This is a genomic window from Deinococcus sp. QL22 (assembly GCF_023370075.1).
Classification (GTDB): Bacteria; Deinococcota; Deinococci; order Deinococcales; family Deinococcaceae; genus Deinococcus.
Genome location: NZ_CP097152.1, coordinates 413,801 through 425,891, shown reverse-complemented (window position 1 = coordinate 425,891; position 12,091 = coordinate 413,801). Strand labels below are relative to the sequence as shown.

Annotated in this window: 11 protein-coding genes and 2 pseudogenes; 8 read left to right on the top strand and 5 right to left on the bottom strand. The window is 62.4% G+C overall.

Features of this window, described 5'->3' with window-relative positions:
• Positions 1 to 31: 31 nt before the first annotated feature.
• Positions 32 to 238, bottom strand: coding sequence for a hypothetical protein (locus M1R55_RS24240; protein ID WP_249395453.1), 207 nt, complete (start codon positions 236 to 238; stop codon positions 32 to 34).
• A gap of 279 nt (positions 239 to 517) precedes the next feature.
• Between M1R55_RS24240 and M1R55_RS24235 the strand changes: the two genes are divergently transcribed.
• A complete protein-coding gene (locus M1R55_RS24235; RefSeq protein ID WP_249395452.1) occupies positions 518 to 2,395 on the top strand; it encodes a bifunctional diguanylate cyclase/phosphodiesterase in 1,878 nt (625 codons plus the stop codon).
• 387 nt (positions 2,396 to 2,782) lie between these two features.
• Here the strand turns inward: M1R55_RS24235 and M1R55_RS24230 are convergent, their stop codons facing one another.
• On the bottom strand, positions 2,783 to 2,989 hold the full coding sequence (locus tag M1R55_RS24230) for a hypothetical protein (RefSeq protein ID WP_249395451.1): 207 nt from the start codon (positions 2,987 to 2,989) through the stop codon (positions 2,783 to 2,785).
• Positions 2,990 to 3,265: 276 nt separating this feature from the next.
• On the opposite strand from M1R55_RS24230, the gene M1R55_RS24225 reads away from it, so the two are divergent.
• A complete protein-coding gene (locus tag M1R55_RS24225; RefSeq protein ID WP_249395450.1) occupies positions 3,266 to 4,387 on the top strand; it encodes an NAD(P)-binding domain-containing protein in 1,122 nt (373 codons plus the stop codon).
• Between the two features lie 113 nt (positions 4,388 to 4,500).
• Here the strand turns inward: M1R55_RS24225 and M1R55_RS24220 are convergent.
• Positions 4,501 to 5,144, bottom strand: a pseudogene (locus tag M1R55_RS24220) (IS6 family transposase).
• 276 nt (positions 5,145 to 5,420) lie between these two features.
• On the opposite strand from M1R55_RS24220, the gene M1R55_RS24215 reads away from it, so the two are divergent.
• Positions 5,421 to 6,413 carry an asparaginase gene (locus tag M1R55_RS24215; RefSeq protein ID WP_249395449.1) on the top strand — a complete coding sequence of 331 codons (993 nt, stop codon included), beginning with the start codon at positions 5,421 to 5,423 and terminating at the stop codon, positions 6,411 to 6,413.
• A gap of 200 nt (positions 6,414 to 6,613) precedes the next feature.
• On the opposite strand, the pseudogene M1R55_RS24210 reads toward M1R55_RS24215, so the two are convergent.
• Positions 6,614 to 6,775, bottom strand: a pseudogene (locus M1R55_RS24210) (transposase); the annotation flags it as partial.
• 150 nt (positions 6,776 to 6,925) lie between these two features.
• Between M1R55_RS24210 and M1R55_RS24205 the strand changes: the two are divergent.
• Both M1R55_RS24205 and M1R55_RS24200 read left to right on the top strand, forming a co-directional pair.
• The gene (locus M1R55_RS24205) at positions 6,926 to 8,218 is read left to right on the top strand and encodes a prenyltransferase/squalene oxidase repeat-containing protein (protein ID WP_249395447.1); all 1,293 of its coding nucleotides are present in this window, start codon (positions 6,926 to 6,928) and stop codon (positions 8,216 to 8,218) included.
• A gap of 165 nt (positions 8,219 to 8,383) precedes the next feature.
• Entirely contained in the window at positions 8,384 to 9,091 is a 708-nt protein-coding gene (locus M1R55_RS24200; RefSeq protein ID WP_249395446.1) for a hypothetical protein, read from the top strand.
• A gap of 203 nt (positions 9,092 to 9,294) precedes the next feature.
• On the opposite strand, the gene M1R55_RS24195 is transcribed toward M1R55_RS24200, so the two are convergent.
• The gene (locus tag M1R55_RS24195; protein ID WP_249395445.1) at positions 9,295 to 9,975 is read right to left on the bottom strand and encodes a winged helix-turn-helix transcriptional regulator; all 681 of its coding nucleotides are present in this window, start codon (positions 9,973 to 9,975) and stop codon (positions 9,295 to 9,297) included.
• 200 nt (positions 9,976 to 10,175) lie between these two features.
• Here M1R55_RS24195 and M1R55_RS24190 point away from each other — a divergent pair, with 200 nt between their 5' ends.
• From M1R55_RS24190 to M1R55_RS24180, 3 genes are all read left to right on the top strand, one after another.
• On the top strand, positions 10,176 to 10,730 hold the full coding sequence (locus M1R55_RS24190) for a dihydrofolate reductase family protein (protein WP_249395444.1): 555 nt from the start codon (positions 10,176 to 10,178) through the stop codon (positions 10,728 to 10,730).
• Positions 10,723 to 11,334, top strand: a complete 612-nt coding sequence (locus M1R55_RS24185; RefSeq protein ID WP_249395443.1) for a dihydrofolate reductase family protein — start codon at positions 10,723 to 10,725, stop codon at positions 11,332 to 11,334. The genes M1R55_RS24190 and M1R55_RS24185 overlap by 8 nt, the downstream gene beginning before the upstream one ends.
• Positions 11,335 to 11,484: 150 nt before the next feature.
• Positions 11,485 to 12,039, top strand: a complete 555-nt coding sequence (locus M1R55_RS24180; protein ID WP_249395442.1) for a dihydrofolate reductase family protein — start codon at positions 11,485 to 11,487, stop codon at positions 12,037 to 12,039.
• Positions 12,040 to 12,091 lie beyond the last annotated feature (52 nt).

Below are 12,091 nucleotides of genomic sequence, written 5' to 3'. Positions count from 1 at the left end.
GACGTGCTTCTAGGAAGTCCTGCGTCTCAGCTCATGTGGGCTCTTTGACCTGCAGCAGCACCGCGTCTGGTCGTCGGTACAGGCCGCTGAGGTGTTCCCGGTCGCCCGTGCGCAGGTTGAACAGGGCGACCACGGGTTGACCGTCTGCAGGTTGCAGGTCTTCCAACTTCAACGCGTCAATGGTGGCGAGGTTAGGCGGATGGGTCTGGCAGTAGATGACAATCTTGTCTTTGGGCATAGGGAAATTCTCTGTCCGCCGGGGCAGCCACAGAGTATCTCTTGGTAGACGGTTCCCAGCCGTACGTCCGAGAGACCGCCGTCTGATACCGCTCTATCACCGCTGTTCAACCGCCTTCCTCCTGGCCTGAGGCACAACGTCGCTGACTTCCTGCGATTGTAAGGTAGCCTAGCTGCCGTTAAGGACGCCGTCCTTCCTGGCGTAAGCTCGTTTCGGGTACGTCTTATCCCGGCTCAACGGTGAGGGCGTTTTGACCCTGATGTTGACTAACATAAGGTCATGACTGAACCACACCGTGTGGTCGCACGCGAGCGTCAGATGCTGCAGCGGGCACAGGCCCTCTACGATATGGCCCGGACCCTCACGGACGGCCCGACCGAAGAGGAGTTGCTTCGCCGCGTTGTCCACACCGCCGTGGACGTGCTGGGGGTCAACCGCGCCGTCCTGCTCATCTTGAGCGAAGACCTGCCGCACGTGGATCACTTTATTGTCGCTGGCCCCGGCGCGGTTCACGTTCAGCGACCCGCATGGCAGGAACTGGCCACCGGCCTGACAGGCTGGGTGCTGCGCGAACGGCGCGTCGCGCGTTCACCCATGGGGCAAGATGACCCAAGGGAAGGCCCGGAAGCCAGGCAGCGCCGGCGTGAAACCATGTGCGGCGACATCGTCGTGCTCCCGATCATGATGAAGGCCCGAGTCTTCGGGACGTTGACGCTGATCAATCTTCCCTGGGGGCCATCGTTCACGGATGACGATGTGGCGTGGCTCGAAGCCCTCGTTCATCAGGCCGCCGCGGCCATTCAGCAGGAACGACTGATCCAGCAACTGCAACGTCACGCCCTGTTCGATGCCCGTACCGGTCTGCCCGCACGGCCCCTGGCGAATGACCGGCTTCGGCAGTCCCTGTGGCACGCGCGGCGATCGGCGACCTCCTTTGCTCTGCTGCTGCTCCAGCCGGATCTGCCCACCGACGTCCACCGCGCCTCATCAGCTGAATTCAGGGACGCTCTGGCGGTCCAGGTCACGCGGCGTTTGCAGGACCTGCCCGCCACCGTCAGCACGCTCGCCCACTGGGACGACGAAACATTGATGCTGATCGCGGAAGACGTGCCGGACGAACACCATGCCTTCCGCGTCGTCAACCAGGTGATGAACGCCTTCGCGGAACCCTTCACTGTTCCAGGAACACTGGCTCCCCTCCACGTGACAGCCTCCGTGGGCGTCAGCATGTTCCCAACGGACGGGCAGGACGTGGTGGCGCTGCAGAAGCACGCAGCGCTGGCCCTGTACAACGCAAAGCATGCCGGCGGCGGTTCTGGCGCACGGTTCTCGCCCACGGTCACGGATCAACAACGGATAGCGCAACAGATCGCCGCCGCCCTACCAGGTGCGCTGGAACGCAACGAACTGTTCTTGGTCTACCAGCCCCAACTGGACGCCCAACGCCGCTTGTGGGGCTTTGAAGCCTTACTGCGCTGGCGGCACGGGACGCTGGGCTTGGTGCCACCCGACGTCTTTATTCCAGTGGCAGAGCGCAACGGACTGATCTTGCCGCTGGGCGAATGGGTGACGCGGCAAGCCTGCCAGCAGCTGCACGCTTGGCAGAGCAGTGGCTATGAAAACCTACATATGGCCGTGAATGTTTCTCAACTGCAATTGCAGCAGGAGGATTTCATCGATCAAGTCGAGGCTGCGTTGACGGCATCAAGCCTGGACGGTGCGCAGTTAGAGCTCGAGCTGACCGAGCAGATGGTGTTCCAGTGTTCAGAGGCGGTGAGGACTAAGCTTGCTGCATTGCGTGACCTGGGGGTGCGCCTTGCGCTGGATGATTTCGGTGTGGGGCACTCTTCGATGCAGACGCTCACCCAAGTGTCATTTGATGTCTTGAAGCTCGACCAGTCCTTCGTGAGGGATCTTGAAGGGAACGCCCGTACACAGCGCATCGTCAAGTCGATCATCGACCTGGCACACGACATGGACATGACGGTGGTTGCAGAAGGTGTAGAGAGCGCCGTGCAGTGGCAATTGACGCAGGCGCTCGAGTGCGACCGCACGCAAGGGTACCTGTTAAGTCGGCCCCTGGCTGCGGAGGCTATCCCCGCTTGGATGATCCTGCACAGCAGTAACGCACGAGGCCTGCCCTACTCAGAGTCCTGATGCCAGTAAAGTCAAGCGATCGGATCTCGAGAAGCGGCTGAGCTGTGAACGACAGCTGGCTCAGTGGTTGTCTTGCCTTAATTCGGGTATGAGGACGGCAGGGGTGGCCTGAGGGTCAGGCGATCCCTACGGGAACCGCAAACCACGTCTGGGACTGACGGCCATCCGCGATCAGGTCGGCAAGGTCAGGAAATAAACGTGCCGGTCAATTAGTTCAGCCAAATAGACTTTTGCATCTCCCTTTCCTTTTGCACGCTTGTTCTGGTAGCTGCAAGGAGAAGAGCCAGACAGGGACAGCCTGAAATGCGCTTCAGATCTTCCGGCGTGAGGCTCACGCTCAGAGGGCCGACGTTTTCCTCCTTCAGCAGCCCAGCGCAGCTCCGGCGATCAGATTGATTCTTTGACCTGCAACGGCACCGCAGTGGCTCGGCGGTACAGGCCGCAGAGGTGTTCGCGGTCGCCGGTCCGGAGCTTGAAGAGGGCGGCCACGGTTTGACTGGCTGCAGGTTGCAGGCCTTCGACTTTCAGGGCGTCAATGGTGGCGAGGTCGGGGGGATGGGTTTGCTGATAGGTGGGGATGTTGTCTTTGGGCATGAAGGGACTCGTCCGCTGGCTCAAGCACGGGCTCAGGCGGGTACACAGTCTCTCTTAGGGGAGAGGAGACAGCTGGGGACATGGGGGCTGATCACGCTGAAGCACCCGGTGGTCGGCCACCCTAAGTCTTGCCCGAGGCAACCCGGACAACAGATGTTCTTGCTTATGCTGCCAAAGGGAAAACTCCTGCACCTGAAAGAATTGAACCTCAAGGCCCCTCCCGATACAGGGGTGCGCCCCAACATTCGACCGACAGAGAGAACCCTGGAGACCTGCATGACGCCCAACCCCCCCACACCGCCTCCCCGCCTCTCTGTGCCTGGTGTCTCCCTCAAGACGGACGTCGTCGTGGTCGGCGCTGGTCAGGCTGGACTGTCTGCGGCCTATCACCTTCAGCAGCTCGGCTTGGCCCCGCATCAAAACTACGTGGTTCTCGATGCCGCAGCCGCGCCCGGTGGGGCGTGGCAGTTCCGCTGGCCTACCTTGACGCTCAGCACCGTGAACCGCATTCATGACCTGCCCGGATTGCCTTTTGCACAGACAGTCGGTTCGCACGAGCCGCAGGTGCGGGCGAGCCTTGCCGTTCCACGTTACTTTGCAGCGTATGAGCAGACCTTTCATCTGCCGGTCGTTCGACCTGTGCGGGTCAGGTTGGTCACCGAACATGGCCACCGCCTGAAGATCGAGACCGACCGGGGGGACTTCTCCGCCCGGGGGATCATCAACGCCACCGGCACTTGGGAGACACCATTCATCCCCTCTTACCCCGGCGCAGACCGCTTTCGCGGGCGGCAGCTGCACACCCGGGATTACCGAGACGCGCAGACGTTTGCGGGGCAGCACGTCATGATCGTCGGGGGCGGCATTTCCGCCCTCCAGTTGCTGGATGAGATTTCGAAGATCACCACCACGACCTGGGTGACGCGGCGTCCACCAGAGTTCCGCGAAGGCCAGTTCACCGAGGAAGCGGGTCGCGCGGCTGTCGCGCTCGTGGAGGAGCGGGTGCGCCTCGGCTTGCCGCCGCAGTCCGTGGTGTCCGTGACTGGTTTGGTGCTGACGCCAGCGGTGGAGGCCATGCGGGCGCGGGGGGTCTTGACGCGGCTGCCCATGTTCAGCGAGATCACCGAGGATGGAGTACGTTGGGCCGACGGCACCGAGCAGCACGTCGACGTGATCCTATGGTGCACGGGCTTCCGCAGCTCCCTGGATCACCTGGCACCCCTGATGCTCCAAGAAAGCGAAGGCGGCATCCGGATGACCGGACGGCTCGCGACGCAAGTGGCCAAGGATCCGCGCGTGCATCTCGTGGGCTATGGCCCATCGGCGTCAACTATTGGCGCCAACCGGGCAGGCCGCAGCGCTGCAGCGGAATTGATGACATTTCTTGGGCTGCCTTGACCTTCACTGCGTGTAGAACGCAAATGTTCTGATGTTGCACACGAATTCAGACTAGAGTGTTGTGTTGCCTTAATTGGGGGCCGGGTATGGGGAGGTCAGGGGTGGCCTGAATCTCAGGCCACCCCTGCCGCGACCGCTGACCACGTCTGGAACGCTTGTCTCTGATGATCTCGTCTGGTCTGGGCGGAAACGCTGGTGCGGGAATGAAGGTGGAGGTTCAGAGGTTCGCACATGTAGGCTCAGAAATTTCTGCGCACGTTTCCTCCGTTTGTATCCCTGCTGATGTCGCTCGTGGCACCGTGTCGGACGGTGAGATTGTCAGGTCAAGTGATGACAGCGGGCTGGGAGATCACCTGCTGGTGGTCGACATCGACGAGGCTCGGAATCTCCCGGATCGCAGCTCCGTCACTCCGCAGCCCATCGGTATGAATGACCTCTGGAACACCGTATTCACCCAGGAGGCAAGTCAGGAAGGTTGTTGCGGCCTCGGGATCACGGTGCCGCTGGGGCGTGATGCCCTGCACGAAACCGTGCTCGTCCACTGCTCTCCAGAGCCAATGTCGAACACCATCGACGCTGGTACAGACCTCGTCCCGGGGGCGCAGTTTTCTCTGAAAAGGGCCCGAACTTGATACACCACTCGCGGAGGGTCTCGTGGCTGACCTGTTGGGCCGCGCTGGTGGAGCAATTCCTGCACGTCACGGTCACTGAGGGGGAAGCGATGGGAGAGCCAAACCGCGTGCTGAATGATCGTCACCCTGAAACGGTGGCGATAGGGTTTCGGATCAGTGACGGCGGGTCAGCCTACCCCGATCCGGTTAAAGCAACACAACCGTTGGGGAACTTCTGCGCCCGCACCTTGAGGGCGTTGCAGGAAAAGCTGAGCAGTGCCTGGCAACGTGTTCGATATATTGACCTTCCGCAACACCTGCTGGATGCAAACCTACGCCGTGATCAATAACATCAGGCCATTGAGGCACAGAACATTAATTGATCGCTCCTTGCGTCTCCCTGCCGGGTTAGGCTGAAAGTCATGACCCAATCAGAGGTTGGACACATCACTTATTCGCGTGGTGGGCAGGCAGAAAGTCGGCATGAGATTCACGTGGCGGTGGTGGACGCAAACGGCCACCTTAAAGCCCTCTGCGGCAACGCTGACCTGACGACTTTTCCGCGCAGCAGCAGCAAGCCGGTACAGGCGCTTCCGCTGGCCGAGGCCATGCCCGACCTTCCGCAGGATGAACTGGCGGTGGCCTGTGCCAGCCATGCCGGAACGCCCGAGCATCTGGCGGTGGTTCAGCGTCTGCTGGCCCGCTCAGAAAGCAGCGTGGCCGATCTGCGGTGCGGTATCCATCCGCCTTTTGATGCGCAAACCGCCGCCAGCTTGATTCAGAGTCAGCAGACCCCTACCCCACTGCACCACAACTGTTCTGGAAAACACGCCGGAATGCTACTGGCCTGCGTACGCCTGGGCCTGCCGCGTGAGGGCTACACCCACCCTGCCCATCCCCTACAGGTCCAGATTCGGGCGCTGCACGCCACCCTTGCCAACTTGCCTCTAGAGGCCATACACGCGGGCGTAGACGGTTGCAGTGTGCCCGCCTTTGCCCTGCCTCTTCAGGGAACGGCCCGTATTTTTGCGCGGTTGGCGGCTCCCTCTGGTCCCCATGCCCAAGCGCTGGCACGCATTGCCCAGGCCATGCAGGCCCACCCTTTCCTTATTGCTGGCCCCGGACGGCTGGATACCACCCTGATGCCGCTGGTGCCGGGCCTGACGGCCAAGATGGGGGCCGAAGCCTTCTACGGGATGGCCCTGCAAGAAACCCCCTATGGGCCGCTGGGGGTGGCCTTCAAAGTGATGGACGGAGGCGAGCGGGCCAGATCGCCCATGGCCCTGGCCGTCCTGAAGGCGTTGGGCGTTCCCCTGACAGAAGCTGTCTGGGCGCTGGCTCCCTCCGAACTCCGCAACTGGGCCGGGCAAGAGGTCGGCAGCATTCAGACCCATCTTCCGCTGGTGTGGTTCTGAAGAGTGGAACCAGCGCCAGATCAATAGGGTTCAGATTATTGATCGCGGTGTAGGTTTGCATTTATGAGGCGCTGCGGAAGGTCGAAGTACCGGGCACGCTGCCACGCTGCAATCAACCTTTCTTTTAAGGCCACTACCGTGCGCGCATAGATGTTTCCTAACCTATTGCGCTTGACGTAGGCTCACACCAACAGTGTGGGGTTGAGTTCTGGGGCATACGGTGGCAAATACACCAGAGACAGACGTTCGTGGCTCTCCACGAACGTCTGTACTAATTTGGCTCGATGAATGCGGGCATTGTCCAGCACCACGACCATCTTCCCCGGAAGGTGACGCAACAAGTGAGGGAAGACCTGAACCACATCCCAGTTCGGATCGCGCCTCTCTTGTTGTTAGCGTGAGTCATTTTAGATACCGTGTGAGGAACATTTATTTTGACCATCAAGGCCAGTGGAGCGAACTCAAAGAGGGTGAAGGCTCCAACCTGTTCGTGTTCCCCAATCCGGCGACCAATGATTGAAGCCAGCGAAATAGCCCTCACCCGAACGGCCGCCGAACGTGGCCTCGCCTATCTGCTCCGTTGCCAGCACCCGGCGGGCAGCTTCACCGATTTTTGGCTGCCTGTCGGCACGTCGGATGCGTGGGTCACGGCGTATGTAGGCCTTGCCCTGCACGCCGCGTCGGGCTGCACTTGGTTGCCGGACGATAGACGCGTTTTGGCCGATGCTGCTGCCCGCCGCGCCGCGAGGTGGCTGCTCGACCATCAGCATCAGCGTGGCGGCTGGGGCTACAACGCCGCCGTCAGTGCCGATGCCGACAGCACCGCGCACGCCCTGTCGCTGCTGGCCCGTCTGAAGCTGGATATTCCGGCGCAGGCGGTGGCCTTCCTGCACGCCCACCGGGTCGGCGACTTGGGCTTTCGCACTTACGCTTGGCCGGCTGGGGCGACCCACCCTTGGACACAGCCTTGCCCGGACGTGAGCGCCGCCGCTCTGCGGAGTCTGCACGATCTGGGAGCGTTGACGCAGACGCAGTTGCGGGTCGCCTGGGTGTCGATGGTGGGGAAGTGGCAGCGGCGAGATGGCCTGTGGACAGGCTATTGGTGGCCGAATCCTGCCTACCCCACTGGGCTGGCCCTCGAACTCTGGAACTCGGCTGGCCGCCCGCCGCTGCGCTGGATTCCGGCCCGCTGGCCTGTAGCTGAACATGCCTTCGATTTGGCTTGGTACTTGCACGCCGAGACGTTGTTGAACGGCACCTGCGCAGGGCATGTCAACCTGAGAACCGCACAGCGTACCGAACTCTCGGCCCACCTACTCACCATGCAAACGGCAGACGGCGCATGGCCTTCCTCTCCCCTGTTGCGCGTGCCACCAGCCCATCCCACCAGCGGCGGCGTGACCCTGTGGGGGCAGGATGATCGGCGCATTTTTACGGCGGCCAGTGCGCTGCGCGCCTTGGTGTCGGGGGCGCCCGGGTTAGCTACGCCAGAATTCACACTGCCAGTCGCATCCAGACCTCGTTGGCCACCAAGTCAGCCAACAACGCCCCCGCAACTGGGTCAGTCGCCCCTCAACGAATTGCTCTTGCAGGTCGCGCAGGCCGCTGGATTTCCAGCTGCTCAGGCCGCAGAAGCGCGGGCGCTGTTCGGGCAACTGACCCGCCTCAGCCTGCGCCCGCCTGCGCCCTGGCCTTCGCGCCAACTCACGGGGCTGTCGGGCGGGATGCCGCTCGAATTTTCCGTCACCGTGGGGGCTGGCGTGCGGCCCGCCCTGCGCTACGCCACCGAGGTCAGCGATCCGTAGGTGCCGCCACCTGCCCAGATTCAGAGCGGGCTGGCCATTGTGCAAGAAGCAGCCGAAACGTTGGGTTATCACCACGGTTGGCAACGGCTCTGGCCCGCCCTGAACATCCTAATTGCGCCCATGAGAGCTGCCCCGGACGGCACACGGTTTACCCTTTGAGGCGGCGTGGATCAGGCAGCGTCTCTTCTCGATCAGACCCACCCGCCGCCCGCGCTGAAGCTGTACCTGAATACCCTGCACCGCGAATTGGGCGGTGGACGCCCCCGCGTGCTGGCCGCCCTGCACGCCGCCCACATTCCCGTGACTCTGCAGCTGCAACAAGCCCTAACCCTGCTGGACGCCGCTGGATTCCCGCAGGAAGTCGGTTTTGCACTTGGCCCCCGCGGGGAGGTGGCCTGCAAGGTGTACTACGAACTGCGCGGCTGGAAACCCGCACTGGTTCAGCAGTTGCTTCAAATCAGTGGGTTGCCGGACGAGCTGGAAGACCTGACCCCCGACCTTCCCGGCCTGATCCGTGCTGGGCTGGCCGCCAAAAGCCGTGCCGGAATTGGCCTGCGTCTCCACCCCGGCACGGGCCAGATTACGGACCTGATGACCGCCTGCGCGTTCCCCACCCCGCTTGTACCGCTGCACACCACCATCCAGCGCACCGAACGATGGCTGGCGTCTCAGGGAGATGATGCCGCGCCCTACCGCGCCCTCGTGCAGGCCATTGGCCCCACGTGGCCCGGTCAGGACGCCGCGGCACGGGCCATGCATAGCCTGTTTACGCGCACAGCCACCCAGCGGGGCAACCGGACTACGATCTATCTGCGCCCGATGTGGGCTCCTGAGCCGGAGGCCGCCCAAAACCCGCACACCCGACACTCCTGATACTCGGCCGACACGGACAAGCTGAACAGGGGGTTCAAGCCTTCTGCGGGCGGCGCAGGCCGACGCCCAGCTACCGTTCAAAATCAGGGCTGATTACAGCTACGCCACGCCTTGGTCGACACTCACCTCATCGGCGAACGCTCGCAACGCCGCTTGAAAAATTTCTTGGGGCATTACCCCCTACCGCACGTGGCGCTGGCCCTTCACTGACTCCGGGTGACGACCTCAGGCATCTGAAACACCGACGGGAAACGCTTGGCCAATTCACGGCTGCCTTCGATGATCACCTGCCCCTGAGCCTCCGCTTCTTCTAGGGGCAGGCCGCCGAACAACAGGCCGCCGAGGGTTTGGACATCCGCTGTGAGGGTGACGTCAGCCTGCTCTGGAACGCCGCGCCGCACGTTCAGTTCGCCCCCGGCTATCTGGAGCTGAAAGCGCTCGCGGCCAAGCACGAGCGCCACCGTCCCATTCAAGTTCCGCGCGGCGGCCGGGTGAAACATGGTCTTCATGGCCGAGACCAGCGTGGCTAAGCTGATGGGGGCCTGCGGTCTGGTGGGCGAGCGTGCCCCCCAGCGGCCCAATTGTTGCAAGATCGGCTCCAGCTCGCGGCCCCACTCGCTCAGGACGTAGACCCAGCTCGCGGCGGGCGGGGGCAACTGCTCTCGCCCGATGACGCCAATCTCTTCCAGATCCTTCAGGCGCTGCGAGAGCACGTTGGGGCTGATGCCAGGCAGATCAGCACGCAGGTCGCTGAATCGTTTCGGCCCCAGCAGCAGTTCACGCACCACCAGCAGAGCCCAGCGCTCGCCCACCAGATCAAGGGCGTGGGCCGCCGCGCAGCCGTCGTCGTAGCGGCGCATAGGCGAGGAGCGTTGAGGCGTCATTCTTTTCTTAGCCTAGCGTAGTACGGTACGTTAAACGTAGTGCAAAGTTGCAATTTCGTACTGTTACGCTGTATCCTAAAAAAGAGAAACAATTACGAAGATGGCACAGGGTTTTCAGACCGCCCGCCGCTCAGGAGGACTTGTATGTCGCCGACTGCTGTACCGCTGGATTCTCTTCAGCATCAGAGAGGGCACTGCTGATGCCCCGCGTCTACCTCGACCTCGCCGTATCGCAAGACGGCTTTATCGCTGGCCCGGACGGGGAAGACGGCGGGCTGCACGACTGGTATTTTGCAGAAACGGGGGCGGCCGAGGGCATCAAGGCCGAACTGGTGAGTGGCATGGGCGCGATGATCCTGGGCCATACCGCCTTCGGCTCTGCCCCAGACGGCTTCGACACCGAGTACAAGGTGCCGCACTTCATCCTGACCCAGACGCCGCAGGCCAGCGTCGAGCGCGGCGGAGCCACATTCATTTTCATCACCGACGGGATAGAGAGTGCGCTTGCTCAGGCGAAGGCCGCCGCAGGAGAACGTGATGTTTGCGTGGCAGGCGGGGCGCAAACCGCACAGGCGTTCCTGAAAGCGGGGCTGCTGGACGAATTGCAGCTGCATGTCGCGCCCGTGCTGCTGGGCGGCGGTCTCTCTTTGTTCGGCTCGCTCGGTCAGCTTGTGAAGCTCGAACGCGTGCGGGTCACGCCGTCCCAGCACGCTACCCACATCACCTACCGCCTTAGGGAGGCTTCCCATGCGTAAACTCCATGCCTGTCTCCTCATGTCTCTCGATGGCGTCGTTGAAGGTCCCGGCCCCACCGATGACTTCGCCCGCGCGGGTTGGACGATGCCGTCCTTCTCCCCCGAACTTGGGGCGTACATCGGGGAGTCGGCAGCCCAGAGTGACGGCCTGCTGCTGGGCCGGGTGACCTATCAGATGTTCAGGTCGGCCTTCGAGGCGCAGGGCGACCGCAACCCATCGGCGGCCATGATGAACGGAGCCCACAAGTACGTGGTCTCGCGCACGTTGAAGCAGGCCGAGTGGACGAACTCCACTGTACTGGGCGGCGACCTCGTGCCGGCCATTCAGGAGCTCAAGGCGCAGGGCAACCGGCCCCTCAACCTCAGCGGCAGCGTCACGCTGGTACAGTCGCTGCTGGCCCACGGGCTGCTCGACGGGCTTGATCTGGTGGTTCACCCGGTTGTGGTCGGCGCGGGCCGCCGCCTGTTCGAGACGGGCACCGAGAGTCCCTTGCCCCTGACGCTGCGAGGGACACGCGCTTTCCCGCACGGCGTGGTACTGCTTTCGTACGCGGTGAACGCGCCGGACAGTCTGACCCCTGAACCCACAACGGCCGAGCCATGAGGCACCTAGTCGTGTCGGCCGTTCTGTCGCTCGGCAGCGTGCTGGATGCACCGAAGCCGTGGGCTTTCTCTGGCCAGAGGGACGCCAACGCGAGGGCCATCCAGTCCCAGCACGCCAAATGCCCCACCTCCCGCCTCAAGGAGAATTGACATGCGGAAACTCATCGTATCGGAGCGGGTCACCCTGGACGGCGTGTTTGACGCCACTTCAATGGGCGTGTGGGATTTTCCCTCCCACAGTCTGGCGAGAGGGGCGTTCATCGCCAACGCCATCCATGACAGCGATGCTTACCTGCTGGGCCGCACCACTTACGAGATGCTTTGGCCGGGTTGGTCGGCCTACAAGAACAACGAAGAAGGCATAGCCGACAAGCTGAATAGCATGGCGAAATACGTGATCTCGTCCACCCTCAAGGAAGCCGCTTGGAACAATTCAACCATTCTGAGTGATGATCCGGTGGAAGAGGTCAGGCGGCTCAAAACACAGCCCGGCCAGAGCATCTTGGTACACGGCAGCGGCATGCTGGTGCAGGCTCTTCTGCAAGCGGGCCTCGTAGACGAACTGCACATCCTGGTGCATCCGTTCATTCAGGGCAGCGGGAAGAGACTTTTCGGAGATCAGGCCCACACCGCGTTGGAACTGATCGAGACGCAAATATTAGAAAAAGGCGTGCTGGCACTGCGTTACCAGCCGAAGACGGGCTGAGCAAAGCCATCCGTTTTCGGTCATTCAATCACTCTTAGGAGATTGTGCTGCA